The following is a 25,245-nucleotide window of genomic DNA, read 5'->3' on the forward strand; positions in this document are numbered from 1 at the left end:
TCCGGGATGCAAGGCTTCACGAGTTGTTGCCTTACTTAGTAAGTGAGCTTAGCTTACATAGTACGAAAATGCGATAGGATCGGGACATGACGGCCGAAGAAATTTCTGAAGATCCCTCGCCACGTATTCCGCTGAGTCGGGAACGCGTGCTGAGCAGTGCCGTTGCGATTGCCGACGCCGACGGGATCGGGGCGCTGACCATGAGGTCGCTGGCCAGAGAGCTCGGCGTGAAGCCGATGTCGCTCTACTACTACGTGGCCAACAAGGGCGAGATCCTCGATGCCATCATCGACATGGTGTTCGCCGAGGTGGATGTCCCATCCGTCGTGGGGGACTGGAAGCGGGAAATGCGCCGGCGCGCCGGCGCGGTGCGCCAGGCCCTGGGCCGCCACACCTGGGCCATCGGCCTGCTCGAGTCGCGCTCGGCCCCCGGCCCGGCGACGCTTCGCCACCACGATGCAACGCTCGGGGTCCTGCGAACCGCCGGATTCTCGGTGAAGTCCGCGGCGCATGCCTACGCGTTGCTGGACAGCTACACCTATGGCTTCGCCTTGCAGGAGGCAGCGCTTCCCTTCAACGGCCGCGACACCGCGGCAAGCGTCACCGATCCGATCGTGCAGATGTTCTCCGCCGGCGAGTACCCCCACCTGATGGAAATCGCCACCGAACACGTGCTGCAGCCGGGCTATGACTTCGGCGATGAATTCGAGATCGGCCTCGAGCTGATCCTCGACGCCCTGCAGCGCTGGCTCCCCGAAACCGAAGACGGGCCGAAGGCCACTGAGCCCACCGGGTGAACCAGGCCGCACCCGGCAGGGGGATGCTCCCGGCCTTGGACGCTGCGCTCGCCGGTCAGTCGCTGCTTGATCCGCACCCCCCGTCTCCGATCGTTCCGTCACGGACCGGGGCAAGTGTCGCCCGCACCCACGCGTTGACCGGGGGTTCTGGAGACCGGCCCGCAGCCCGACCTTGCCGCGCTCCCGGAGCTGCGCCTGGACGTGGGCCAGATCGTGGAAGCCCAGTGCGAGCTCGGCCTGCTCATCGAACCCGAGTTCTGCGGTTGTGGCGCCGCCGGCGCACACCGCCGGCGCATGCCGTCCCGCCCGGAAACCAACTCCTGCTTCACCGGGGTGACGACTTGCCGGCGGGCCCCGGCCGAGGGAACCCGATTCCCAAACTGTCTGTGGGGCTTTCTAGAATTGAGTCATGGCAACGTCGTCATCGTCTTCCGGATTCGGCAGCATCGCAGATGCTGGCCTCGACGATGAGCTGTTCGCGGACCTGGAATCAGACCTCGAATCCGTGGACCTAAGCTACGGAGCGCTGCTCGGCCGGGGCCTGGACATGAACGCCCTGCTGGCCGACTTCTTCGCCTGCACCGGGGTCGACGGCATCCGCACCGTGACCCAGGCCGTCGCGCATGTGCCGCTGGAGATTTCCCCGTACGAGGCAATCGAGGGCGTCGGGGCGCTGGAAGACCTGAAATCCTGCGCCAACGCGGTGCAGGCAGAAATCGCCTGCGCACACGAGGCCGCGGTCACCACCGACCGCACCCGTCGCGGCGTCATGGAAAAGAACCCACAGCAGGGCATCGGCGCCGACGTGGCCATGGCCCGGCACGAACCCCCGCGCTCCGGAACCCGGGAACTGAACTATTCCCGGATGCTCTGCCAATCGCTGCCCTTCACCAAGGCCGGCCTCACGTTCGGCGTCATCAACGACGCCGAAGCCCGCATCATTTACCGCGTGCTGAAGGACCTGGACGAAGACGCCCGGGCGGAGCTCAATGCCCGGCTCTTCATGGAAACCCACACCTGCTTCGGCCTGGGCGGCAAGAAGCTCGAATCGATGCTGCGCCAATGGGCGCTGGCCTACCAAAACCCGACCGAAGCCGACCTCGAAGCCAAGGCCGCCAAGGACCGCTACGTAAACGTTTACCCGATCGACACGCACCGGATGAAGATCGTCGGCGTCGTCCCCACCGAGATCGGGGCCGCCATCGCGCAGGTGCTGGCCCGGGCAATCGCCAGCGCGCAAGCGGCGGGGGACACCCGCAACGCCGCGCAGATCGCCGCCGACACCGTCCTGGAGGGCCTGACCGGCATCAAGGACTTCACCAACATCCCGGTCGCCCTCGAACTGGTCATGACCGACCGGACGCTCATGCAGGGACACCCGGAACCGGCCTTCCTGCAGGGCTACGGCGTCATCTCCGCGAAAAAGGCCCGCGAACTCTTCGCCGGCAACCCGGACAACCCGCTCGCAACCTGGGTTCGCCGGCTTTACACGGCACCGGGCACCGGCGACCTCATCGCCATGGACCGCAAGGCCAGACTCTTCACCGGCGGGCTCAAGCGCTTCATCACCACCCGCGACCAGTTCTGCCGGACCCCCTACTGCACCGGCAAGGTCCAGCACCTTGACCACGTGGTCCAGGCAGCCCTCGGCGGAGAAACCTGCGCGGAAAACGGTGGAGCGAGATGCGCCTGGTGCAACGCCACCAAGGAATCACCCGACTGGTCGGAAATCCCGGTGCCCGGGGACCGGCACAGCATCCGGATCACCACCTCCAGCGGACATTCCTATACTTCCAGCGCACCGCGGATGCCCGGCACCGAAGATTATGCCGTGCACCCCACCGAACCTCCGTCCCCTCCGCGGACCCCACCGCGCCGGCGGCAGTAGGCCGCCAAAAACCGCAGGACAACACCGCTGCCACCGAATAGCTTCCCTCCGTCGATTCGGGTACCGGTCCGTGTGCGCGCTATGGTCGTCTAGGTCCATTTCGTGCATCGTCCCCAGGAGGATTCCTTGCCGCACCAGGCCCACCAATCGATGGCCACCTTCCCCGTCCTGCGCGCCCTGCCGAAGCGGCGGATCGCGATGATGCTTGGCCTGGGCCTGCTGCTGACCGGCTGCGGAGCCGACTACCCGCTGGGCGAGGCCCAACGCCAGGCCGCCGAAAACAACACCTCGCATCTTTCGGGCACCCTGACCGGTGGCGGGTCCAGCGCGCAGAACTCCGCCATGAACGCCTGGATCGGCGGATTCGCCACCCTGAACCCCAAGGTGCAGGTGCAATACGCCTCGGTGGGTTCCGGTGCCGGACGTGCGGGCCTGCTGGCCGGGGCCACGCAATTCGCCGGCTCCGACGCCTACCTGAAGGAATCCGAGGTGGCCCGCTCGCAGCAAACCTGCGGCCCCGAGGGCGCGATCAACATCCCCGTGTACATCTCGCCGATTTCCATCGCCTTCAACCTGCCCGGAATCAAGGAACTGGATTTTGACGCGGCAACCATCGCGAAGATCTTCTCCGGCACCATCACCTCCTGGCAAGACCCGGCCATCAAGGCCCTGAACCCGGATGCGGCGCTGCCCGATGTCCCGATGACGGTGGTCGCCCGCTCGGACGACTCGGGAACCACCGAGAACTTCACCGACTACCTCCATGCCGCCGCCCCCGAGGCCTGGACGCACGATCCTTCCGGGTCCTGGCCCGGCGGGCTGGGCACCGAGCAGGCCCAGGGAAACTCCGGGGTCGTCACCACGGTGGCCCGCACCGCCGGTGCGGTGACCTACGCCGATGACTCGCTGGTCGACGCGACCCTGGGCAAGGGCACGCTGAAGGTCGGGGAATCCTTCGTGCCGGTCAGCGGCAAGGCCGCGGCCATCGCGGTGAGCGCCTCACACCGGGTGCCCGGACGCCACGGCAACGACATCGCCCTGGAGCTGGACCGCACCACCACCAAGCCCGGGGCCTACCCGCTGGTGCTGGTCTCCTACTTCATCGTGTGCAGCGGCTACACAGATGCCAACTCCCTGGAACTGGTCAAGGCCTTCGGCCACTACATCGTCAGCGACAAGGGCCAAAAGGTCGCCGCCGACTCGGCCAAGAGCGCACCGATGCCCCGGGACCTGGCCGCCGAGGCCGCCGCAGCGATCGATTCGATCACGCTGCGCCAATAGCATTTCCGTTCAATGGCAGCGGCCCGCCCCCCCAAATCAAGGGGGACGGGCAGCTGCCATTTGCCTGGTGCCGGAGTCAGGCGCTGGTGGCGTCCTGCACCTCGCCGACCAGTTCCTCGATGATGTCCTCCAGGAACAGCACACCCGTGGTGGCACCCGCGGCGTCCAACACGCGGGCCACGTGGGAACCGCTGCGGCGCATGGCCGCCAGCGCGTCCTCCAGCTCGCAGACACCAGGCACCGAGGCCAGGGCCCGGATCCGCTTGGCCGGGACCGCCACCGCGAAGGCGTCCGGGGCCGTGAGGTCCATGACGTCCTTCAGGTGCAGGTACCCGGATGGTTCCCCGTCCCCGTCCACCAGGATGTAGCGGGAGTAGCCGTGCGTGGCGACCGCACCCTGGATGTCGGCCGGGGAGGAAACCTTCGGCAACACCACCATCGCCCCGATCGGCACCTCGACCTCGGAAACCTTCCTGGTGGTGAACTCGAAGGCCTTGCCCAGGGTTCCGCTGGCGTCGGACAGCACCCCGTCACGGGTGGACTGCTCCACGATGCCGGCGACTTCCTCGAGGGTGAACGCGCTGGTGGCCTCGTCCTTGGGCTCGACGCGGAACAGGCGCAGCACGGCGTTCGCGATGCCGTTCAGGCTCCAGATCACCGGCTTGACGATCCGGGCCACCAGCACCAGCGGGGGAGCCAGCAGCAGGGCTGCGCGCGTGGGCACCGAGAAGGAGATGTTTTTCGGGACCATCTCGCCGATGACCACGTGCAGGAAGATGACCAGCAGCAGGGCCATGACGAAGGCGATCACGCCGATGGCCTCGGCCGAGAGCGAGGTGAACCCCAGCGGGATTTCCAGCAGGTGGTGGATCGCCGGTTCTGACACGTTCAGGATCACCAGCGAGCACACTGTGATGCCCAGCTGCCTGGTGGCAAGCATCAGCGTCGCGTGCTCCATGGCCCACAGCGTGGTCTTCGCGGCCTTGGAGCCGGCCTCGGCCTTCGGCTCGATCTGCGAGCGGCGGGCGGAGATCACGGCGTATTCGGCGCCGACGAAGAACGCGTTGACCACCAGCAGCACCACCAGCCAGATGATTCCGGGCAGGTACTCGCTCATCGGGGCTGCTCCTGGGTCGAATCGGCGGGGTTGGGGGTGAATTTCAGGCGTTGGACGGCGGTGCCCTCGACGCGTTCGACCCGCAGGGAGCCGGCGTCGATGCGCACCTCGAGACCGGGTTCCGGGACCCTGTCCAGTTGCTGGGCGACGAAGCCGGCCAGGGTGTCGTAGTCCTCGTGCTCGGGCACCAAGACGCCCGTGCGCTCGAGCAGCTCGTCGGGACGCAGCGATGCGTCGAAGGTGATCGCGCCTGCGGCCCGCAGCACCCCGACGCGGACGCGGTCGTGCTCGTCCTCCAGTTCGCCGACGAGTTCCTCCACGAGGTCCTCGAGGGCGACCATGCCGGCGGTTCCGCCGTGTTCGTCGGAGACGATCGCCACCTGAAGGCCGCGGGTGCGCAACCGGCCCAGCAGCGAATCGACGCCCATGGACTCGGGCACCATCAGCGGGCCGGCCATCAGCTCGGTCGCGGCGGTGGTGGAGCGCTCGGCAAGGGACAGGGCGAATGCGGCCTTGAGGTGCACCACCCCGAGGATCTCGTCGCGGCCCCGCCCGATCACCGGGAAGCGGGAGAAGCCGGTGGCAACCGCGGTCTCGAGGATGTCACCGGCGGAGGTGGAGGCTTCGACGGCAACCATGCGCACTCGCGGGGTCATCACGTCCCCGGCCGTTCGCTCGGAGAAGCGCAGCGTGCGGTGCAGCAGCGTCGCGTGGTCCTGTTCCAGGGCGCCCTCGAGGGCGGAGCGGCGCACGAGGGAGATGAGTTCCTCGGCGCTGCGGGCCCCGGAAAGCTCTTCCTTCGGCTCGATGCCGAAGGAGCGGATGATGGCGTTGGCGGTGCTGTTGAAAAGCAGGATGACCGGCTTGAACACCGCGGTGAAGACGGCCTGGAAGGGCACCACCAACTTGGCGGTGGCCAGCGGAACGGCCAGGGCAAAGTTCTTGGGCACCAGCTCGCCGATCACCATGGAGAACACCGTGGCCAAAAAGACCCCGACGACGGTGCCGATGCCGGGGACCAGCGCCTCGGCGACGCCCGCGGACTGCATCGGGCCGCGCAGCAGGGAACTGATCGCCGGTTCGAAGGTGTAGCCGGTCAGCAGCGTGGTCAGGGTGATGCCCAGCTGGGCGCTGGAGAGGTGGGTCGAGGTGATCTTCAGGGCCTTGATGGTGGTTCCCAAGCGCTTCTCGCCGCACCCGGCGCGCGCCTCGAGGTCGTGCCGATCAAGGTTCACCAAGGCGAATTCGGAGGCAACGAACAAACCGGTGCCAACGGTCAGCAGCAGACCGATGCCGATCATGATCCACTCATTCGTGTGGGCGCCCCTCTCCGCCGGGTGCCGGAGTCGAACCGGCAGTCAGTGGGAGGGGCCAGGGCATGTGTGTTGGGGGGTCGTCCGTAGTGCAACCCATGCTATCGGCCCAGGGTGTCCTGCTGATTAACGAGAGCCCTGTTTGGTGTGGTCAGGCCTGCCTCGGGATACCGGTGCCCAGGCAAGCGGCGACCGCGGGAGGCCCGGGATCACGCCGCTGGGGATCCCTTGCACGGGGTGCGCTGGATTCCAAGGAATTTCCCAGCTTAGAGCAGGGTTGCGAAGCGTTCGGCCGCGGAGGTTGCCCCGGCGACGATGATCTCATCGTCCTCGTGCAGCACCGTGGAGGTGGTGGTGTAGTCCCAGTCGTGGTTCAGCCGCTTGACCGCCACGATGGTGACATGGTGCTTGGCCCTGATCCCCGTCTCGCCCAGCGCCCTGCCCAGCGCCTCCTTCGGCGGGCGGGTCTTGACCATCGCGAACCCGTCCTCGAATTCGACGTAGTCGAGCATCGCTCCGCGGACCAGGTGCGCCACCCGCCGGCCCATGTCCTGCTCGGGGCGGATCACGTGCTCGACGCCCAGCTGCTCGAGGATCTGTCCGTGCGCGGCGCTGACGGCCTTGGCCCAGATGGTGGGCTTGTTGAAGCGAAGCAGGGCCGAGGTGGTCAGGATGCTGGCCTCCAGGTCGCTGCCGATGCCGACCACGGCGCGGTCGAACTCGTGCACCGAGAGTTGGCGCAGCGCCTCCTCCTTGGTCGAGTCGGCGCGCACCACGTGGGTGAGGCGGCCGTTGAAAGACTGGACGATGTCCTCGTCGTTGTCGATGCCCAGCACCTCGGTGCCGGCTGCTGCCAGCTCCAGGGCCAGTGCCCCGCCGAAGCGTCCCAGGCCGATGACGACCACCGAGTTGGCCTCGGCAATGCGTTCCATGGACTTGGGCGTGAACAAATGGTGCTTAGCCAATGAGTGGCCTCTCTTTCGGGAATTCATACATCACGGGTCGGGCGCGCAATGCCAGCGCCGAGGCCAGGGTGACCGGCCCCAGACGCCCGATGAACATCAGGAACACCAGCAGCAGCTGCCCGGCCGGCGGCAGCGAGGCGGTGATGCCGGTGGACAGCCCCACGGTGGCGAAGGCGGAGATCGTTTCGAAGAGCAACCGGTCCAGGCCGATGTCCGTCATCAGCATCAGCGCCATGGTCGAGCCGATGACCAGTGCCACGGCCAGCAGCACGATGGTGATGGCCTGGCGGTGCACCGAGCGGGAGAGCCGCTTGCCAAAGACGTTCACTGCCGCGCCGCCCTGGATCTCGGTGAGCAGGATGAAGAACAGCACGGCGAACGTGGTGATCTTCAGCCCGCCCGCGGTGCCTGCCGGGCCGCCGCCGATGAACATCAGGATGTCCATGCCCAGCCAGGTCGCCGGATCCATCTGCCCGAAGTCCAGCGAGTTGAATCCGGCGGTGCGGGTCATGACCGATTGGAAGAACCCGGCCAACAACTTGTCGGCCGTGGACAGCACGCCCAGGGTCTTGGGGTTGGTCCATTCCAGGGCGCAGATGAATGCGGTGCCGCCGGCCAGCAGCGTCACCGTCCCGCCCAGGACCAGCTTGGTGTTCATGGTCCAGTGCAGCGGCCGGCGGTAGTGGCGCCGAAGTTCGAAGAGCACCGGGAAACCCAGCCCGCCGATGATGATGGCGGCGGCGATCGGCAGGCAGATCCAGGGATCGCCCACGAAACCCATCAGGTTGTCGCTGAACAGCGCAAACCCTGCATTGTTGAACGCCGAGATCGAGTGGAAGAAGCCCAGCCAGATGGAGTGTGCCCACGGGTTGCCCAGGCCCACGGCAAAGCGCAGGGTCAGCAGCACCGCGACAACCAGCTCTGTTCCCGCGGTGATGCGCAGGACCCCCAGCAGCACCGAGCGCACGTCGCCGAAGCCGGCACTCTTGGTTTCGGCCGCCGCCTGGATCCGCGATCTCAGTCCCAGCCGCCTGGCCATCAGCACCCCGAGCAGCGAGGCGAAGGACATGATGCCAAAGCCGCCGAGCTGGATCAGCACGAGGATCACGACCTGCCCGAACCTCGTCCAGTAGGTCGCGGTGTCAACGACCGCCAAACCGGTCACGCAGACGGCCGAGGTGGCGGTGAACAGGGCCTCGAGGAAGCCGGCCCCGCCCGGCCCCGTCTTGGCCATGGGCAGCATCAGGATCGCCGTTCCGACGGCGACTGCCAAACCGAAACCCAGGGCGATTGCCTGGGCAGGGTGCCGGGGGAACAGTGCCCGAACCAAGGGCCTGTATTTCATTGCAGGGACACGCATAGATCCCAGAATAAGCGCTGCGGGCCCAAAACCATGGCTTGGTGCTTCGATGCCCAAAACCCGGGCTGCCGAACCGGGGTCCCGAAACATCGGAATCCGCTCTCGGCTCGGCAAAACCATGGCACTGACGGGTGTTGGGGTCCTAGACTCGGGCCCATGGGCATTGATCTGGAGCACCTCTACCGCGACCTGCATGCAAACCCCGAACTCTCCTTCCAGGAACACCGCACCGCCGGCATCGTCGCCGGGCACCTGTCCGAGCTCGGCCTCCAGGTCCAGGACGGCATCGGCGGCACCGGCGTCGTCGGCGTGCTGGCCAACGGGCCCGGGTCCACGGTGCTGCTGCGTGCGGACATGGACGGCCTGCCGGTGCTCGAGGCCACCGGGCTGGACTACGCCAGCACCGTGGTCGCGACCGACAGCGACGACCACCTGGTCCCGGTGATGCATGCCTGCGGCCACGACGTGCACGTCACCTGCCTGCTGGGCGCCGTGGAAAAACTTGTCGCCGAACGCGGAACCTGGTCAGGGACCTTGGTGGCGCTCTTCCAGCCCGCCGAGGAACAAGGCGGCGGTGCCCAGGCGATGGTTGATGACGGGCTCTACGCGAAGGTGCCGAAACCCGACGTCGTGCTGGGCCAGCACGTCGCGCCGTTCCCCGCCGGCTGGCTCGGGTTGCGCCCTGGAGTCGCCATGGCCTCGGCCGATTCGCTGAACATCACCCTGTACGGATCCGGCGGGCACGGTTCGCGCCCGGAGACCACCGTCGACCCGGTGCTGCTGGCCGCGGCCACCACCATGCGCCTGCAGGGCATCGTCTCGCGGGAGCTTGCCGCCGCCGACCAGGCGGTGCTGACCGTGGGACAGATCCACGCCGGCACCAAGAACAACATCATTGCCTCGCACGCCACCCTGGGGCTGAGCATCAGGACCTTTGACGAATCGGTGCGCGCCAAGGTGCTTGGTTCCATCGAACGCGTGGTGCGCGGCGAGGCCATGGCATCCGGGTCGCCCACGGAGCCAGCGATCACCCTGGAGGAGCATTTCCCTTTGACCGTCAACGACACCGCGGCGTCGGCACGGGTTGCCTCGGCGCTGGCCGGGCGCTTCGGCACGGAGCATGTCATTGATCCCGGACCGGTCGCGGGCAGCGAGGATGTGGGCGTCCTGGCCACGGCGGCCGGGGTGCCGCTGGTGTACTGGTTGTTGGGCGGGGCCGACCCAAGCCTGTTCGCGGACTTTGCCGCGACGGGAAGGATGCCGGAGAACATTCCCTCGAACCATTCCCCGCATTTCGCCCCACTGATCCAGCCGACACTGGGCGCGGGAGTCGATGCCCTGGTCGTTGCTGCCCGCGCGTGGTTGGCCGATTAGCGTCGGGGCCGGGAGGCGGACCCTGGCATGGTGCCGTGAGCGGAATCCGGCGGGTTCAGCCAAATGCACAGCAATACAGGCTAGGGTTTGCCGGTAGGGGTACTTTCCCCTAAATTTTGGGATTGCCGAGCGATCCCAGCTAGGACGGCACATCATGTCGAAGTCACCGCGTAAGGCAGAAGCCAAGAAACCTTCAAAGTCCATCAAGGAAAAGCGCGCCGAAAAGCGCACCAAGACGGCGGGGGAAACGATCCTTGACCCCGTGCGCAAGGTTTCGAAATAACCGCCATGCGGTGTGGCTGATCTAAATGGCCACCTCGAAAACACGTGAAAATGCCTGTTCGGCGGAAGGGAAACCTTCGCCGAACAGGCATTTTTGTGTCTGCAGCCGTTCCGTGCGTTCCTAGCGGAGGCCGGAACCTCGGTAGACCCGCACCCAGGTGTCCGCGGTGACGCCCAGCGCGCGCCGCTGGCCTGCAACCTCGACGGTCAGGGTCACTCGCCACTCGGGGCTCGGCTGGAAGGCCTTGAGCAGGGGACCATGCAGCGTCTGGCTGCCGTCGCTGACCTCGATCACGCGCTTGAGGTGCTCGGGACCAAGATCGGCGGCACGCACCATCGATTCGCGGCGGGGTCCTGCCGGACCGCGGGGGACCTTAACGATCGTGCGGGCCTCGCGCATGGCTTCGGAGCGACGGGCAATGCGCTGCTCGCGCTGTGCCGTGGTGCCGCTCAGCGAGAGCGGGGCGGGCGAGAAGCTGGGGATGGCAGTGATCCGTGTGATTGCCTCCGGGTATTTCTTGGTCAGCTTGGCCCAGAATTCCTCGGGGCCCTTGCCCATGAGAATGACCGCGCGCAGGTTGGGAACCAGTCGCAACAATCTGCCCATGGGTTCGAGCCCGGCATTCGTCTCCGCGCCGGTCAATCGCCCGGCAACACCCTCGGCCCGGTACCAGGGATAGGCGTGCCAGAGCGCGACTTCCTTGGCATCGATTCCCGACTCGGCCAGCAAGGTGGCCAGTGCCTCGGCCGCCGCATCATCGTCCTCGGTGGAGAGGATGTCCTCGCCGTCCTCGGCACGGTTGGCGGCCTCGGGGGCCGGCATCAGGCACAGGATGGTGGCGTCGGTGCCGCCATGAAGGGGCGCGAAGAACGGGACGGATCCGGTGTTCCCGGGCGATTCGGCGCGCAAGTCCTGGACCAGGGAATTGAGGGGTGCAACGTGTTCGGCCCACAACTCCGATTCCTGCGAGTTCCTGAATTCGGGGTCGATCATTTTGCGGGGCATGAAGGTTTCTCTCATGTAACTTTCGAGGGGGTCTAGCCACAAGCATGGCACGGGCCGGAGTCGAACCCGCACCCCGGGTACCACGACGTATCACGCGTCACGCGGTTGTTCGTGTGGAACCTGCGGATTCGGAGCGATCCGTCACGCTCCCGTATTGCGCTCACGGAGCCGGTCGGCAATCCCCGCCCAGACACGTTTTTGTTCCTCCCGGTCGACGGTCCGCTTGGCGCCCAGCGGGTGAAGCGAGCGCACGATGTGCAGTTCGGGGAACGTGGAATGGATTTGTGGAAGCACCGCATCCGCCGCTTCCTGGGCCTTCTTCCCCAGGAGCAACAGCATCTTCAGGTCAGTCATCAGTCCCATGACCTCCAGCAGTGCCCGGCCGCCCTCGACCGACTGCTCGGGCGTCAGGTCCCGCTTGGGGTCCTTGCGCGGCCATGGATAGCCGTTCCAATGGCAAAAGTCCGCCGGGTCGATGTCGAACTCGGTCATCAAGTGGCGTTGGCGATCCGCTGCCCGGTCCGGGTTCCTGATGCACAGGAACGTGGTTTCGTCGCGGGGTTCGCCTGCGTCGTTCAGGACGATCAAGGCCGGGGCATGGATCCCGCCGTGCCACGGGGCAGCCAGCGGCAGGCGGACCCCGCCCTTGGCATCGCCAAGTCGCATGATCAACTCGTTGAGGGGAGCCACATGCGCAGCTTGCAGGCCAGCCGCCTGCTCGTCCCAGAACGCGTCGCCGGGCTGGGCGCGCTCCCAGTTGTCTGCCAGTGCCATCGATTCCCTTTGCTTCGCCTTCGTCCCAGGACCTCGAACCTCTTCCCTGGTGGATACCGAAATATATCAAGGGAAGGGTGCCGTGCACTTTCCGGCCGGGGATTCATCGTCAGATCCCGCGACTCGGGCCGACGGGTTTTCCTCGTGGACGTCGCGCCGGAGCGCTCGTGCCCGGGCACGGTGGCTGGGCCCGGACACGTCGCATGCCTGGCGAAAGGCAGCCGCATTCGACGTCGAAGCCCGCCTGTCCGGGCGATGGTTTTTGTGCGATGCGACACGCAGCCAAGGAAAAGTGCTGGCAGGTCCATTGCGGTCAAATCTATCTGGCATAATGGACAGGTACTCGATTTGAAGTGGCCCCTCTCTCCGCCTTGAATCCTGTCCTTTTGAAGATCTGCGGTATGGCCCGCCCCACGGGTGCAGAAACAGGACTTCGCACATGTTGAGAAAACAGGAGTGACCACTACCGTGGCCGTTAAAATTCGTCTGAAGCGTTTCGGCAAGATTCGCGCACCTTACTACCGCATCGTTGTCATGGATGCTCGCGCCAAGCGCGACGGCCGTGCCATCGAAGAAATCGGCAAGTACCACCCGACCGAAGAGCCTTCGTTCATCGAGGTCAAGTCCGACCGCGCTCAGTACTGGCTCTCCGTCGGCGCACAGCCGACCGAGCAGGTTGCCGCTCTCTTGAAGATCACCGGTGACTGGCAGAAGTTCAAGGGCATCGAAGGCCAGGAAGGCACCTTGCGCGTCAAGGAAGCCAAGCCTGCGTTCGTCGTCCCGGAGAAGGGCTCGGTCATCTTGCCCGAGGCCATCACCAAGAAGGCTGAAAAGCCTGCTGCCGAGGCCGAGGTCGAGGCAGAAGCAACCGAGGCTGAGTAACCAGTGCTCGTTGAGGCGCTGGATCACCTGGTACGTGGCATCGTAGACACCCCCGAAGACGTGCAGGTTGCGTTGAAGGCAAATCGTCGCGGTGACATCCTTGAGGTGCGCGTGCACCCCGAGGATCTCGGTCGGGTCATTGGCCGCCAGGGTCGCACCGCCAAGGCGCTGCGCACCGTGGTTGCAGCACTGGCGGAGGAACCGATCCGCGTTGACGTAGTCGACACGGACCGTCGCCGGTAGCCAGCCTCACCACACATTTTTTGTGTACCTTTGGTCCCACGATCCATGACGGATCGTGGGACCAAAGTGGCTTAACGGCCAAGGTGCGACGCAACCGTTGCCGGCACGGAACCGACAACGACCAACTCGCACGTAAGATTGAACCTAGAAAAGTGCCCGGGGGATGAGAATCCCGCCAATGCACGCCCCTTGCCGGATTTCTCCGGCCACCCACTGATTTGTATTCAAGGAGAAAACGCATGCGCCTCCAGGTCGCCCGCATTGGCAAACCACACGGCATCCGCGGAGAGGTGACCGTCCAGGTGCTCACCGATGCGCCGGAAGACAGGTTTGTTCCCGGTGCGGTCTTCGAGGTCGAGCACCCCAGCATCAAGCAACTCACCGTCGAGGGAGCACGCTGGAACAAGGAAATCCTGTTGCTGGCCTTCGAGGAGCTGCTTGACCGCAACACCGCCGAGACGGTGCGCGGGGCCAAGCTGTTCATCGACACCGAAGAGGTCGAGGACGATTCCGAGGGCTGGTACGAGCACGAACTGGTGGACCTCGAGGCCCGCGTGGATGACAAGGTCGTCGGCAAGGTCACCGCGCTGCGCACCGGCAATGTCCAGGACCTGCTGGTTGTCGAATCCACCGAAGGCCACGAGATCTACGTGCCCTTCGTCGAGGACATCGTCCCCGAGGTCAACATCGAGGGCGGCTACATCATGCTGACCCCGCCGGCCGGCCTCTTCGAGGTCAACCGCGAGGACGGCACGGGCGAGAACGCAGCAGGCAAGGAAGCCTAGGCACGATGCGCATCGATGTTGTCTCCATCTTCCCGGAGTACCTTGCCGCCCTGGACTTGTCGCTGATCGGCAAGGCCCGGCGGGAGAAGCTGCTGGATCTGAACGTGCACGACCTGCGCGACTACACCCACGACCGCCACCGCACCGTGGACGACACCCCCTACGGCGGCGGCGCCGGCATGGTCATGAAACCGGAACCTTGGGGTGCCGCGCTGGCACGCATCGCCACCGAATCCCCGGTCTCCAACGCGCCGCTGGGCGACAAGCCGATCCTGATCGTTCCCTCGCCGGCCGGCGCGGTCTTCGACCAGGAAATGGCCTACGAACTGGCCGAGGCACAGCACCTGGCCTTTGCCTGCGGCAGGTACGAGGGCATCGACGAGCGGGTCCTGGAATATGCCTCCGAGGCCTTCGACGTGCGCCCGGTCTCCATCGGCGACTACGTGCTCAACGGGGGAGAGGTCGCGGTGTTGGCGATGGTCGAGGCCATTGGCCGGCTGATCCCCGGGGTCATCGGAAACCCGGAGTCGCTCATCGAGGAATCGCACTCCGACGGACTGCTGGAATACCCGGTGTACACCAAGCCCGGCACCTGGGAGGGCCGCGAGGTCCCCGAGGTGCTGCTCTCGGGCAACCACGGCAAGATCGCGCGCTTCCGCCGCAACAAGCAGCTGGAGCGCACCGCCACCCGGCGCCCGGACCTGATCGTGCAGCTGGATGCCTCCACGCTGAATCGCCACGACCGCGACACCCTGTGGCACAACGGCTTTGCCATCATTGATGGCCGCGTCGTGTCCAAGGACCAGATCGCACCCCAGTAGTACGGCACGAGGCAATGCTCCCGGGGCTGCCCCCGTCCTTTCCCCTAACTCAGGGAAAGGACGGGAGCAGCCCCTTTTTTGTGGGCCGGCCGGTGGCGCTACGCCCGGGCGGGCATCCCGGGCTCGGGCAGGTAGACCTTGCCGCCGGAGGCCAGGAACTCCTGGCTCTTTTCGCGCATGCCGTCCACCATCTGCGCGATGGCCGCCTGCGAGTCCGCCGAGCCGTATTCGTCGCGGATGTCCTGGCTGATGCGCATCGAGCAGAACTTCGGCCCGCACATGGAGCAGAAATGCGCGGTCTTCGCGGGCTCGGCCGGCAGCGTCTCGTCGTGGAAGGCCTCGGCGGTGACCGGATCCAGCGACAGGGCGAACTGGTCGCGCCAGCGGAACTCGAAGCGCGCCTTGGACAGCGCGTCGTCGCGCTCGGAGGCGCCCGGGTGGCCCTTGGCCAGGTCCGCTGCGTGGGCGGCGATCTTGTAGGTGATCACCCCGGTCTTCACGTCGTCCTTGTTTGGCAGGCCCAGGTGTTCCTTGGGGGTGACGTAGCAGAGCATCGCGGTGCCGTAGCGGGCGATCTCGGTGGCGCCGATGGCGCTGGTGATGTGGTCGTAGCCCGGCGCGATGTCGGTGACCAGCGGGCCCAGGGTGTAGAAGGGGGCGCCGTTGCACAGTTCCTGCTGGCGCTCCACGTTCTCCCGCACCAGGTGGAAGGGGATGTGGCCGGGCCCCTCGACCATGACCTGCACGTCGTACTCCCAGGCCCGTTTCGTGAGCTCGGCCAGGGTGTCGAGCTCCGCGAACTGGGCGGCGTCGTTTGCATCGGCGATGGAACCCGGGCGCAGCCCGTCGCCCAGCGAGAAGGCCACGTCGTATTGCGCGAAGATCTCGCACAACTCGTCGAAGTGCGTGTACAGGAAGTTCTCCTGGTGGTGGGCCAGGCACCAACCGGCCATGATGGCCCCGCCGCGCGAAACGATGCCGGTCACGCGGTTGGCCGACAGCGGAACGTAGCGCAGCAGCACCCCGGCGTGGATGGTCATGTAGTCCACGCCCTGTTCGCACTGCTCGATCACGGTGTCCCGGAAGATTTCCCAGGTCAGCGCGTTGGCCTCGCCGTTGACCTTTTCCAGGGCCTGGTAGATCGGCACGGTGCCGATGGGGACGGGGGAGTTGCGGATCAACCATTCGCGGGTGGTGTGGATGTCGTCCCCGGTGGAAAGGTCCATCACGGTGTCGGCGCCCCACCGGGTGGCCCACTGCAGCTTGTCCACCTCCTCGGCGATGGAGCTGGTCACCGCCGAGTTGCCGATATTTGCATTGATCTTCACCAGGAACGCCTTGCCGATGATCATCGGCTCGGACTCGGGGTGGTTGATGTTCACCGGGATGATCGCCCGGCCCGCGGCGACCTCGCTGCGCACCAGTTCCACGTCGCAGTTCTCGCGCAGGGCCACGAAGCGCATCTCGGGGGTGATGATTCCGGCCCGGGCGTAATGCATCTGGGTCACCCGCTTCCCTGCCTCGGCGCGCCGGGGAACCGGCCGGCTGCCCTTCCATTCGGCCGAGGCCTTGCCTCGGCGCACCGCCGACTTCCCGTCGTCGAGCAGATTCCTCTCACGCCCGGCATAGGTCTCGGTGTCCACGCGTTCCTCGATCCAGCTGCTGCGGAACGCCGGTAGGCCAACCACCGGGTCGCTTCCCGGACCGGCGGTGCGGTAGACCTGAAGCGGGGCGTTGTCCTTTCCGCCGGGGGATGGCTCCAGCGCGATCCGTGTGACCGGGACCCGGATCCCGGACTCGTTGTCCTCGATGTAGGCCAGCGAATGGGACTTCAGGGACTGGGTCTCTGCTGCTTCCGCGGCGTTTTGGACAGGGCTGTGCATTGAAATGGTGTTGCTCAAGGAGTACTCACTTCCTTCGCCGGCATTACCCGGACAGGTTCAACGGTCTCTCGCTGCGTCAGCTCGATCTCAGCCCTTGCAAGGGCCCCCGTGTGGTCGAAATCGAAACTATCACATGATCCGGCCCGGCACCGTTTGTGACCTTGGGCACCGGCACGCTGCACCGGGTCGAACTGTCCGGGACCCGTGCGAAGCGGACGTGTCGTCAAGATGCCCTGGAATCGAGCCGTGCTCGCTGCGGAATCCGGCCCCTGGGGCGCGCCCGGTGCCATGGCCGCGGCGGGATTCCGTCAGCTCCGTTGTTGCGGAAGCCCAGCATCATCTGGCGGTTCCCTTCCGTGGAGGTCCGTCGGCGGGCGCGGAACTTCGCGCCATGCCCCGGAGTGTGGCAAAATAGATTCTTGGGTCTACTGGGTTCTGCTCCTGCCGCAGGGGGAACGAGTCAACAGTTGGACCAGCCGTCGATTCGCAAACGGATCGCGGTACCAAGCTTCGGACCGCCACATCTTTTTCCGAGCGCACTTGTGCGCCCCGGGGAACAATTGCGGTCCGTGTCTAAGATAGGTGACCTGCGGCGTCTATCTAGGAGATGCATTCATGCATATTCTCGACTCTGTCGATGCAGCCTCGCTGCGCAACGATGTTCCTGACTTCCGCCCGGGCGATACCGTCAAGGTCCACGTCAACATCATCGAAGGCAAGAACACCCGTGTTCAGGTTTTCCAGGGCTTCGTCCTTGGTCGCCAGGGCCGCGGCGTGGGCGAAACCTTCACCGTTCGCAAGGTCTCCTTCGGCGTCGGCGTAGAGCGTACCTTCCCGGTGCACTCCCCGGTCCTCGAAAAGATCGAACTGGTCTCCCGCGGTGACGTTCGCCGTGCGAAGCTGTTCTACATGCGCGATCGCCACGGCAAGGCCGCGAAGATCCGCGAAAAGCGCGACTTCCGGACCGCCAAGTAGCCAGAAAAGCGAGAGCCTTCATCTTCTCGGCCCCCAGGGCAGCGGGGATGGGGATCCATCGTGGATCGATCTACTGAATCGGAAAGTTTTTCCGCTTCGACAAAGCGCCGGTCTCCTTCGAGGGGCTGGCGCTTTGTCGTTGGCGCGCTTGCAGCGGCGGCGCTGATCACCCTGGTTGTTCGGGCCACCGTCGTTGACTTCTTCTACATCGGTTCCACCTCCATGGAATCCACGTTGAACCCGGGTGATGGGTTGCTGGTGAACCGGCTTGCCTACAAGGACGCGGAGATCCAGCGCGGAGACGTGGTCATCTTTGACGGCCGCGGTTCTTTCCTGCCCTACGAGCGTCCCGGTGCCCTCGATTCCCTGGCCTGGGCGCTGCGCCTTGCCGGCAAGGATGCGGTGTACGTCAAGCGCGTCATCGGCGTCGGAGGCGACACCGTCACCTGCTGCAGCCCCGACGGACGACTGGTCGTCAACGGCATCCCGCTGGACGAGCCCTACGTTCTTGACGGAAACAAGCCAAGCGACCTCGAGTTCGACGTGAAGATCCCCGAGGGGCGCTTGTGGGTCATGGGGGACCACCGTTCGGTGTCCGAGGACTCGCGTGCGCTTCTTGGTGCACCGGGCGGCGGCATGATTCCCGTCGATCGAGTAATCGGCAAGGTCACCGATGTGATCTGGCCGCTGGATCGCCGGCACCCCGTCGAGGGCCACGCGCCGGCCCCATAGCTTGGAACCCGCCACTGTTGCAGTGGCGGGTTTTTTATTGCCCATTCCGAACACGCCCCTGCGGGCGCCGGATCCATTTCCGCTTGCACAAATCATTGGATTCCCTTGGGCCGGTGGGACGTCATTGAAGTCGAGCTGCCTGCGACGGATGATGCCGCGTAGGTTGTGGCTTCCCTCAAGGCTGGTACCTGCCATGCGGCAGGCCGATCGAGCGAGGCCGGCAGATCCTTGGATGCTTGTCGTTGCACATGCCGGAGACGTGGTTGCTTCAACTTCCAGGCGAGGGCCGTCGTGTTCCTTGAAGATCTCCTTCGTCCCGACTCGAAGCCGGATTGCATCTTGGGCCGGGATCGAGCGTGGCCGCTGTCTCCAATGGATTGCGTGTCGCTGCAGGCATCGACCATGTGCGCCACGCGGTATGGCTGCGTGTGGCCGATGGACGGGGTTGAAGCGGCGGCGTGGCGCGGCATCACACCTTAGTGGTGATGGATCGTTGGAGCATCCCGGGAAGCAGCCCGAAGGGCGCAATCATCCCCGTCGTGCGCCATGAAAGTTGTTGGAGAGAGACAGCGCACGGTTTTGGTTGGAGATTCAAGTATCTACATTTAATGTTTAAATCAGCCGACGTGCCGCGGGCGCACCCGGCGCCGAGCAGCAGATTGCTTCGGACGCACATCATCCTGCGCAGGAGCTGGGAATTTCGAGAAAATTACTTGAGTGCGCCTAGGAATTTTTGCTCGGGCGTGTCGCGGGCGGTAGAAGGCCGCCCTTCCCGTCCTGCCCCGGAATTGCGCGGATGCCACCAAAGTGATTGATACGTCAAATTATCCAATGGGTGGAGATTAACCCTCTTGACGTTTGTATCTGGATATCTACAGAGGTTAGGGTTTCATTTTGGTAACACTCATTGCTCGCGGTAGGCCCAATCGGATGTCCCCAACGACAGACGCGGCGCACACAAAAGCGAGGTACCACACCTTGAATTGGGAGAATTCCATATGCACGATTCATCACGTGCTCTACTAAAGCGGGGCAGCATCGCCGCCGCGACCACGGCGTTGGTGATCGGCAGCAGCTTCGCTGCGCCGGCAATCGCCACCACCACGGCAAGCCCCGAGCCTGTATCCACGGAAATGTCGGCGGCCCCCACAGTCGAAAAACCGGAGAACGAGCCCAAAGCGGAACTGCCCGGCGGCCTCAAAGAGGCGCTCAAGCGTGACCTGGGAATTTCGCCTGAGGAATTTGAAGAGCGTGGCGACATCGCTGCGTTGGCGGATGAGTTGCAGGTGCAACTCAAGCAGGCGGGGCTTGAAGCTACCTTCGAGCTTGCTGAAAAGACCATCAACGTGAGCGTGGAAGCATCCACATTTGAAGCCGTCACGAAAAAGCTCAACGAGCTGACCAAAGACATCACTGTCGATCTAAACGTGGTCGCAGTAAAGCCGTTAGAAATTTCCGAAGCCGATGGTAAGTCATCGAATGATTCGGATTCGAAAGACGACAAGACCGTCGAGCACAAACTTGATCATGATGAGGCGCCCAAAGCTACTCTTCCTGCCCCAACGAAGGGTGCAGAGCCCAAGGCTGAGGCGCCCAAGACTGAGTTGAAGGCTCCGAGGTCCGCAGAGGCATTGCTTGACGCGTTTGTTGAGAGCGTAGACGCAGATTCCGTCGCCCAGCTACAAGCAGTCATGGAGACACGAGACGGATTTGTCATCCGAAGTGGTGGGCCGGCAACCGTCGAATCGCCCACTCCGACGCCCAGTAACGCGCGCCTGCTTAGGGTGCCGCAGCCTGAGAAGTTGAGCCCCGCTGAATTTGCTGATCAATTCGTTAATGTCACCTTCGAAGCGTCGAAGGGTCCGGCGAAGGCCGCGGACGCAAGCGATGTGCTTGGTGGGATGGGTTACGGGGCTCCCTTCGGCGCTCCGGGAAGTTACGCACTGTGTTCAATTGGATTCAACGGCTTCAATGGGGCTGGCGAGGCGGCCGCAATTTCGGCGGGCCATTGCACGCACGATGGAGCCATCAAGGACGTACAGATCATCGAGCACGACGCTCCGAATGATCCTTCCGGGATTGGCTCTGATCTAGGGACCTTTGGCTTCTCTCAGTTCGGTGGACCGGGTAACTCCGGTATCCCCGGATGGACGAATACTACGCCCCCCAAGGATTACACCAACGTCGGAACCGACATCGCCGTCATCGACAAGATCAACCCGGAGTTGACGCAGCCTGCCTTAGTTACCAAGTGGGGAAAAGGTGTTGACGAGCGCGAATCCAGCACCAAGGTCACTGGGGTTGCTTCGGCCATTATCGGCACCGACATTTGCAAGTCCGGTCGCACCACGGGTTGGCAGTGCGGCACTGTAGATGAAGTCGGTGTCTTTGTCGTGGGCGGCTACAAGCCCGGCACGGACGTTCGTGGTGTATCAGGTTTTGGAATGATGAATCCCGGTTTCACGAAAGCCAACGAGGGTGATTCCGGTGGTGCCGCCATTGCTGGCGGAAACGCCGTGGGTGTTACCAGCGCGATTGGCCAGAGCGAAGATCCAGAAACTCATGTGGTTTACGATCGTGCGTACTTTACCGACATCAAGGATGGCCTGAAGCACACCGCCGGCTACTCCATCGCACTGTTCCTGAACGCACCTGCCGTTGCCACTCCGGCAAGCGGCTCGAACGTCTCCGCGGGTGAAACCCTCAACGGCACCGTGGCAGGCGCACCGACCGGTTCGACAGTGCGGATCAAGTCGGCCGGCCAGAAGGACATTTCCGCGAAGGTCGCCAACGGCAAGTTCAGCTTCAAGGCGCCGGCCAAGTTCGGCAAGTTCGACTTCACCCTGCAGACGATCAACGGACACAACGAGTCCACGATCACCGCAGGATCGTTCAACGTCGTCATCGGCGCCCCGGCCATCACCACCCCGAAGAACGACGCCACGCTCAACGCACCGGTGTCCACCATCTCGGGTACCGGCGTCGTCGGAGCCACCGTGACCCTCACCGGCGATGCCACCGGCACCGCCAAGGTCGCAGCGGACGGCACCTGGAGCGTCAAGCTTGCCTTGGCACTGTCCTACGGCGAACACTCGATCTCCGCGACCCAGGCGCGAGACGGCCAGACCTCGAAGGCAGTTACCAGCGCCTTCAAGATCCAGCTTGTTGCCCCGGCCATCACCACCCCGGCCAACGGCAAGACCTACACCGAGGCACAGAAGGTGATTGCCGGTACCGGCGTCGCCGGCGCCGAGGTCAAGCTGACTCTGCCCGATGCCGAGCAGGCCTCCGCGGCTGCCACGCAGCTGGTCACCGTCGGCAACGACGGCAAGTGGAGCTTCACGCTGGAAGACGATGCCGCCCTGTCCTACGGGTCGCACAGCGTCACCGCCGTGCAGAGCGTCGGGGAAACCACCTCGGCCGCCGCAAAGAGCAGCTTCAAGGTGGTCCCGGTCGCCCCGTCGATCGATTCGCCGACCGATGGCCAGAAGTTCGCCTTTGACGAGGCCCCGAAGACCATCAGCGGCTTCGGCATCAACGGTGCCACCATCAAGGTGACTATCGGCGACACCGAGCTCACCGCAACGGTTGCCGACGGCGCCTGGACCGTCCTGGTTCCGGCCGATCTCAAGTCCGGCGACCACAAGGTCACCGCCGTGCAGGTCATTGACGAGGTTGCCTCGGCATCCACGTCGATCTCCTTCGCCCTGGCGGCCGAGCCGAAGCCGGAGCCGACCGAGGAGCCGACCGCATCGCCGGAGCCTTCCGAGGAGCCGACCGCATCGCCGAAGCCCAGCCAGGAACCGGAGCCTTCCAAGGCACCGGTAGTCCCGCAGGGCAACACCAACGACGATGACAGCGACAGCGACCCACTGGCCAACACCGGCCCGAACGCCGCATTGCCGTTCATCGCCACCGGCGGCGTCCTGCTGGTCGCAGGCGGAGCGTTCCTGCTCTTCCGCCGCAAGAACACCAACGGGCACCACGGTGCCTAACCACGTGGTTCCCGGCTAGCCGAGAACCGTGAGCGGGGGGCCTTTCGTGGAATTGCTTGCAATTCCGGGGGAGGCCCCTTCCGCTTTTCCCACAAGCCTTTCAGCAAACACCCCGGATGGGCCCCTAGACTCGGCCCCCAGAAGAAGGTGGTCAACACACATGAAGAACCCCACGACACGCGTTGCCCTGGGCGGGGCCGCACTGGCCGCGGCGCTGCTGCTTTCGGCTTGCGGTTCCGAGGCCGGTGCCCCGGCCTCCTCCGATCCGACAGCCTCGACATCCGTCAGCACCGCCCCCGAGCAGAGCCAGGACCCCCAATTGCTCCAACTTAACGAAACCCTCAAGGACACCCTGGGGGACAAGTACTCCGAGGCGTGGATCGCCGACAACAAGCTGAACGTCGCGGTCACCGACAAGGCCGCCGAGGCCATCGTCACCGAGGCCGGCGCGGTGGCGCACCTGGCCAAGTACTCCGCGGCCGAACTTGATGCCGCGATCGGCAAGGTCATGGCCTGGCAGCGCGAGCAGGGCGGAGCCGTCGCCACCGCCATCCACCGCTACGTCCCCTCCGGGCGCAACGGATCGATCACCCTGGCCGTGGACCCGGCCCAGCTCGAAACCATCAAGAAGGGCCTGGCCGCAGACGATGTCACCGGCGGCATCTCCCTGGTCTTCCAGGAATCGGCAGGACCGGCCTCCCCGGCGGCAGGCACCAGCTAGATCGTGCCGCGGTGTGTGGCGCGCCGCGGCATTCGCAGGCGCGCCACGGACGGCTCCCACTTGCCGTGCGACGTAGGGTGGTAGCTGAGGGATCGTGATTCGTTCCCGCTTTCCCTCCGGGGGCGGGCGGGCGCGGTGACGGCCCGCATTGCCAGAGACAAGAACTTGAAAGGGCCTGCACCCACGTGAGCCACGCCAGCGACCCAGCCGCAACACCGGAGCAACCGGGCAAGAAGAGAAATCCCGTATGGGCAGCGGTCCGCGAGGTCCTGATCATCGTCGTGGTCGCCCTGGTGATCTCGCTGGTCGTCAAGACGTTCTTCTTCCGCGCCTTCTACATTCCCTCGGGGTCGATGGAAGAAACGCTGCAGGTCAACGACCGCATCTTTGCCAACCTCATGGCCCCGGGCCCCTTTGAACTCAACCGCGGGGACGTGGTGGTCTTCCGCGACGAGGAGGGCTGGCTGCCCCCGATCCCCGCCACGGCCACCAACCCGGTGACCGAGTTCTTCACCTTCGTCGGCCTGGTCCCGGACCCTTCCAACCAGCACCTGATCAAGCGGATCATCGGCATGCCGGGGGATACCGTGAGCTGCTGCTCCGCCGACGGGAAACTGACGGTCAACGGCACGGAAATCACCGAGCCCTACATCTTCCCGGGGGACAACCCCTCGGACTCCGAGTTCACCAAGACCGTGCCCGAGGGCAAGATCTGGGTCATGGGGGACCACCGCGCGGCCTCGGCTGACTCCCGCTACCACGAGGACCTGCAGGGCGGTTTCGTGGACATCTCCTCCGTCGAGGGACGCGCCGCGGTGATCTCCTGGCCACTGGACCGCCTCGGTTCGATCTCCGGGCACCACGAGGTCTTCGCCAACGTCCCGGTCCCGGCCAGCAAATGAGCTCGGTCCCACCGACCCTGCAACACGAACTGGCCCTGGCCGCTGCCGGCGGCCACCGCTTCATCGGCGCCGCCGACGAGGTGGGGCGCGGTTCGCTGGCCGGGCCGGTGTCCGTGGGCTACGTCGTGATCGACCCCGCGGCGGTTCCCGAGCTGCCCGGGGTGCGCGATTCGAAGCTGCTTTCCGATGCCGTGCGCCACGAGCTGGTCCCGGTGATCAAGTCCTGGGCCGCTGCCTGGGGCGTGGGGCACGCCAGTGCCGCGGAGATCGACGCACTGGGCCTGGTACCTGCGCTGCGCCTGGCCGGGTACCGTGCCGCCACCGCCGCGCACCGGGTGCAGCAGGCGGACGCGGTGCTGCTGGACGGGAACCTCGACTGGCTCTCGGCCACCGTCCAACCCACGCTGCTCGATTCCCTGGTGCCCGGTTTCGGGGAACCGGAGGACATTGACGGGCTGCTGATCCCGGTCCGCACCCTGATCAAGGGCGACCTGCTGGCGCTGTCCATCGCCGCGGCCTCCGTTTTGGCCAAAGTCGAACGTGACGACCTCATGGATGGGTACGATCGCGATTACCCGGCGTACGGTTGGATACAGAACAAGGGGTATGGCACCACCGCCCACCGGGCGGGCATCCTCGCGCACGGCGCGAGCGAGTACCACCGCAAGACCTGGCAGCTGACACCCAAGTCGCCGGGAACAACCAGCAAGGCGAAGGGCGAGGGGAGAACACCATGAGTGCCGAAGACCTGGAAAACTACGAAGCGGAACTCGAGCTGCAGCTCTACCGCGAATACAAGGACGTGGCGAACCTCTTCAATTACGTCGTGGAAACCGAGCGGCGTTTTTACCTGGCCAACAACGTGGACCTCAAGACCCGGTCGGCCGACGGCGAGGTCTTCTTCGACCTCACGCTCACCGACGCCTGGGTCTGGGACGTCTACCGCACCGGCCGTTTCGTGCAGTCGGTGCGCATCGTGACCTTCAAGGACGTGAACATCGAGGAACTGAACCGCGTCGATGATCTGTCCATCCCCAAGGACGGGCTGAACTAGGCCGCACCGCCATCTGCCCCCGATGCCGCGCACGCGTTTCGTGCCCGGACTCGGGGGCATTGTCGTTTGCGGCGACGCTGCTACGCTCGATCGAA

The 25,245-nt window shown here is 65.1% G+C and carries 23 protein-coding genes and 1 riboswitch; of the genes, 16 read left to right on the top strand and 7 right to left on the bottom strand.

The genetic code is table 11. The features are described 5' to 3' along the window. Nucleotides 1-86: 86 nt before the first annotated feature. From JOF46_RS12430 to pstS, 3 genes are all read left to right on the top strand, one after another. Nucleotides 87-797, top strand: a complete 711-nt coding sequence (locus JOF46_RS12430) for a TetR/AcrR family transcriptional regulator (protein ID WP_209907574.1) — start codon at nt 87-89, stop codon at nt 795-797. Nucleotides 798-1,206: 409 nt separating this feature from the next. After that, nucleotides 1,207-2,685, top strand: a complete 1,479-nt coding sequence (locus JOF46_RS12435; protein ID WP_209907575.1) for an HNH endonuclease — start codon at nt 1,207-1,209, stop codon at nt 2,683-2,685. 150 nt (nt 2,686-2,835) lie between these two features. Continuing rightward, entirely contained in the window at nt 2,836-3,966 is a 1,131-nt protein-coding gene (gene pstS, locus JOF46_RS12440; protein ID WP_209911874.1) for a phosphate ABC transporter substrate-binding protein PstS, read from the top strand. A 76-nt stretch (nt 3,967-4,042) separates the two neighbouring features. Here pstS and JOF46_RS12445 read toward each other — a convergent pair whose 3' ends face one another. The 4 genes from JOF46_RS12445 to JOF46_RS12460 all read right to left on the bottom strand — a co-directional run bounded on the left by JOF46_RS12445 (nt 4,043) and on the right by JOF46_RS12460 (nt 8,706). Further along, complete coding sequence (locus tag JOF46_RS12445) at nt 4,043-5,083, bottom strand: hemolysin family protein (RefSeq protein WP_209907576.1); 1,041 nt, start codon at nt 5,081-5,083, stop codon at nt 4,043-4,045. Next, the gene (locus JOF46_RS12450) at nt 5,080-6,384 is read right to left on the bottom strand and encodes a hemolysin family protein (RefSeq protein ID WP_209907577.1); all 1,305 of its coding nucleotides are present in this window, start codon (nt 6,382-6,384) and stop codon (nt 5,080-5,082) included. The genes JOF46_RS12445 and JOF46_RS12450 overlap by 4 nt, the downstream gene beginning before the upstream one ends. Nucleotides 6,385-6,662: 278 nt before the next feature. After that, nucleotides 6,663-7,361, bottom strand: a complete 699-nt coding sequence (locus JOF46_RS12455) for a potassium channel family protein (protein ID WP_245348113.1) — start codon at nt 7,359-7,361, stop codon at nt 6,663-6,665. Continuing rightward, nucleotides 7,354-8,706, bottom strand: coding sequence for a TrkH family potassium uptake protein (locus JOF46_RS12460; RefSeq protein ID WP_209907579.1), 1,353 nt, complete (start codon nt 8,704-8,706; stop codon nt 7,354-7,356). Before JOF46_RS12460 ends, JOF46_RS12455 begins: the two co-directional genes overlap by 8 nt. A 171-nt stretch (nt 8,707-8,877) precedes the next feature. On the opposite strand from JOF46_RS12460, the gene JOF46_RS12465 reads away from it, so the two are divergent. Together JOF46_RS12465 and JOF46_RS22580 are read left to right on the top strand one after the other, a co-directional pair. Then, nucleotides 8,878-10,095, top strand: coding sequence for an amidohydrolase (locus JOF46_RS12465; protein ID WP_209907580.1), 1,218 nt, complete (start codon nt 8,878-8,880; stop codon nt 10,093-10,095). A gap of 154 nt (nt 10,096-10,249) precedes the next feature. Continuing rightward, nucleotides 10,250-10,378: a hypothetical protein gene (locus JOF46_RS22580; protein WP_281070103.1), complete on the top strand. Its 129-nt coding sequence runs from the start codon at nt 10,250-10,252 to the stop codon at nt 10,376-10,378. Nucleotides 10,379-10,498: 120 nt separating this feature from the next. Here the strand turns inward: JOF46_RS22580 and JOF46_RS12470 are convergent, their stop codons facing one another. Next, entirely contained in the window at nt 10,499-11,383 is an 885-nt protein-coding gene (locus JOF46_RS12470) for a uracil-DNA glycosylase family protein (RefSeq protein ID WP_209907581.1), read from the bottom strand. Between the two features lie 141 nt (nt 11,384-11,524). Continuing rightward, entirely contained in the window at nt 11,525-12,157 is a 633-nt protein-coding gene (locus JOF46_RS12475) for a uracil-DNA glycosylase family protein (protein ID WP_209907584.1), read from the bottom strand. Between the two features lie 468 nt (nt 12,158-12,625). On the opposite strand from JOF46_RS12475, the gene rpsP reads away from it, so the two are divergent. From rpsP to trmD, 4 genes are all read left to right on the top strand, one after another. Continuing rightward, nucleotides 12,626-13,039 carry a 30S ribosomal protein S16 gene (rpsP, locus tag JOF46_RS12480; RefSeq protein WP_113762176.1) on the top strand — a complete coding sequence of 138 codons (414 nt, stop codon included), beginning with the start codon at nt 12,626-12,628 and terminating at the stop codon, nt 13,037-13,039. A gap of 3 nt (nt 13,040-13,042) precedes the next feature. Then, complete coding sequence (locus tag JOF46_RS12485; protein ID WP_071215358.1) at nt 13,043-13,282, top strand: RNA-binding protein; 240 nt, start codon at nt 13,043-13,045, stop codon at nt 13,280-13,282. Between the two features lie 239 nt (nt 13,283-13,521). After that, nucleotides 13,522-14,067 (top strand): ribosome maturation factor RimM, encoded by a 546-nt coding sequence (rimM, locus tag JOF46_RS12490; RefSeq protein ID WP_209907586.1) that lies wholly within the window; start codon nt 13,522-13,524, stop codon nt 14,065-14,067. A gap of 5 nt (nt 14,068-14,072) precedes the next feature. Continuing rightward, nucleotides 14,073-14,888: a tRNA (guanosine(37)-N1)-methyltransferase TrmD gene (trmD, locus tag JOF46_RS12495; RefSeq protein WP_209907588.1), complete on the top strand. Its 816-nt coding sequence runs from the start codon at nt 14,073-14,075 to the stop codon at nt 14,886-14,888. Nucleotides 14,889-14,986: 98 nt separating this feature from the next. Here trmD and thiC read toward each other — a convergent pair whose 3' ends face one another. Then, nucleotides 14,987-16,771 carry a phosphomethylpyrimidine synthase ThiC gene (gene thiC, locus JOF46_RS12500; RefSeq protein WP_209911876.1) on the bottom strand — a complete coding sequence of 595 codons (1,785 nt, stop codon included), beginning with the start codon at nt 16,769-16,771 and terminating at the stop codon, nt 14,987-14,989. Between the two features lie 12 nt (nt 16,772-16,783). Beyond that, nucleotides 16,784-16,891: riboswitch (TPP riboswitch) on the bottom strand. Nucleotides 16,892-17,386: 495 nt separating this feature from the next. Between thiC and rplS the strand changes: the two genes are divergently transcribed. The 7 genes from rplS to JOF46_RS12535 all read left to right on the top strand — a co-directional run bounded on the left by rplS (nt 17,387) and on the right by JOF46_RS12535 (nt 25,150). After that, on the top strand, nt 17,387-17,746 hold the full coding sequence (gene rplS, locus JOF46_RS12505; RefSeq protein WP_071215362.1) for a 50S ribosomal protein L19: 360 nt from the start codon (nt 17,387-17,389) through the stop codon (nt 17,744-17,746). Nucleotides 17,747-17,803: 57 nt separating this feature from the next. Further along, the gene (lepB, locus tag JOF46_RS12510) at nt 17,804-18,478 is read left to right on the top strand and encodes a signal peptidase I (protein WP_209911878.1); all 675 of its coding nucleotides are present in this window, start codon (nt 17,804-17,806) and stop codon (nt 18,476-18,478) included. A gap of 998 nt (nt 18,479-19,476) precedes the next feature. Next, on the top strand, nt 19,477-22,473 hold the full coding sequence (locus tag JOF46_RS12515; RefSeq protein WP_209907590.1) for a S1 family peptidase: 2,997 nt from the start codon (nt 19,477-19,479) through the stop codon (nt 22,471-22,473). 160 nt (nt 22,474-22,633) lie between these two features. Then, nucleotides 22,634-23,194 carry a hypothetical protein gene (locus JOF46_RS12520; RefSeq protein ID WP_209907592.1) on the top strand — a complete coding sequence of 187 codons (561 nt, stop codon included), beginning with the start codon at nt 22,634-22,636 and terminating at the stop codon, nt 23,192-23,194. Between the two features lie 185 nt (nt 23,195-23,379). Continuing rightward, nucleotides 23,380-24,096, top strand: coding sequence for a signal peptidase I (lepB, locus tag JOF46_RS12525; protein WP_209907594.1), 717 nt, complete (start codon nt 23,380-23,382; stop codon nt 24,094-24,096). Next, nucleotides 24,093-24,833 carry a ribonuclease HII gene (locus JOF46_RS12530; protein ID WP_209907596.1) on the top strand — a complete coding sequence of 247 codons (741 nt, stop codon included), beginning with the start codon at nt 24,093-24,095 and terminating at the stop codon, nt 24,831-24,833. Before lepB (JOF46_RS12525) ends, JOF46_RS12530 begins: the two co-directional genes overlap by 4 nt. Then, nucleotides 24,830-25,150, top strand: coding sequence for a DUF2469 domain-containing protein (locus tag JOF46_RS12535; RefSeq protein ID WP_071215368.1), 321 nt, complete (start codon nt 24,830-24,832; stop codon nt 25,148-25,150). The genes JOF46_RS12530 and JOF46_RS12535 overlap by 4 nt, the downstream gene beginning before the upstream one ends. The last annotated feature ends 95 nt before the right edge of the window (nt 25,151-25,245 follow it).

The sequence above is a fragment of the Paeniglutamicibacter psychrophenolicus genome (assembly GCF_017876575.1).
Taxonomy (GTDB): domain Bacteria; phylum Actinomycetota; class Actinomycetes; order Actinomycetales; family Micrococcaceae; genus Paeniglutamicibacter; species Paeniglutamicibacter psychrophenolicus.

Bases quoted from the DNA above. Each gene is read 5' to 3' on its own strand.
- JOF46_RS12430 (WP_209907574.1), top strand. From the start codon at position 87: ATGACGGCCGAAGAAATTTCTGAAGATCCCTCGCCACGTATTCCGCTG.
- JOF46_RS12435 (WP_209907575.1), top strand. From the start codon at position 1,207: ATGGCAACGTCGTCATCGTCTTCCGGATTCGGCAGCATCGCAGATGCT.
- pstS (WP_209911874.1), top strand. From the start codon at position 2,836: ATGGCCACCTTCCCCGTCCTGCGCGCCCTGCCGAAGCGGCGGATCGCG.
- JOF46_RS12445 (WP_209907576.1), bottom strand. From the start codon at position 5,083: ATGAGCGAGTACCTGCCCGGAATCATCTGGCTGGTGGTGCTGCTGGTG.
- JOF46_RS12450 (WP_209907577.1), bottom strand. From the start codon at position 6,384: ATGATCGGCATCGGTCTGCTGCTGACCGTTGGCACCGGTTTGTTCGTT.
- JOF46_RS12460 (WP_209907579.1), bottom strand. From the start codon at position 8,706: ATGAAATACAGGCCCTTGGTTCGGGCACTGTTCCCCCGGCACCCTGCC.
- JOF46_RS12465 (WP_209907580.1), top strand. From the start codon at position 8,878: ATGGGCATTGATCTGGAGCACCTCTACCGCGACCTGCATGCAAACCCC.
- JOF46_RS22580 (WP_281070103.1), top strand. From the start codon at position 10,250: ATGTCGAAGTCACCGCGTAAGGCAGAAGCCAAGAAACCTTCAAAGTCC.
- JOF46_RS12470 (WP_209907581.1), bottom strand. From the start codon at position 11,383: ATGCCCCGCAAAATGATCGACCCCGAATTCAGGAACTCGCAGGAATCG.
- JOF46_RS12475 (WP_209907584.1), bottom strand. From the start codon at position 12,157: ATGGCACTGGCAGACAACTGGGAGCGCGCCCAGCCCGGCGACGCGTTC.
- rimM (WP_209907586.1), top strand. From the start codon at position 13,522: ATGCGCCTCCAGGTCGCCCGCATTGGCAAACCACACGGCATCCGCGGA.
- trmD (WP_209907588.1), top strand. From the start codon at position 14,073: ATGCGCATCGATGTTGTCTCCATCTTCCCGGAGTACCTTGCCGCCCTG.
- thiC (WP_209911876.1), bottom strand. From the start codon at position 16,771: ATGCACAGCCCTGTCCAAAACGCCGCGGAAGCAGCAGAGACCCAGTCC.
- rplS (WP_071215362.1), top strand. From the start codon at position 17,387: ATGCATATTCTCGACTCTGTCGATGCAGCCTCGCTGCGCAACGATGTT.
- JOF46_RS12515 (WP_209907590.1), top strand. From the start codon at position 19,477: ATGCACGATTCATCACGTGCTCTACTAAAGCGGGGCAGCATCGCCGCC.
- JOF46_RS12520 (WP_209907592.1), top strand. From the start codon at position 22,634: ATGAAGAACCCCACGACACGCGTTGCCCTGGGCGGGGCCGCACTGGCC.
- JOF46_RS12530 (WP_209907596.1), top strand. From the start codon at position 24,093: ATGAGCTCGGTCCCACCGACCCTGCAACACGAACTGGCCCTGGCCGCT.
- JOF46_RS12535 (WP_071215368.1), top strand. From the start codon at position 24,830: ATGAGTGCCGAAGACCTGGAAAACTACGAAGCGGAACTCGAGCTGCAG.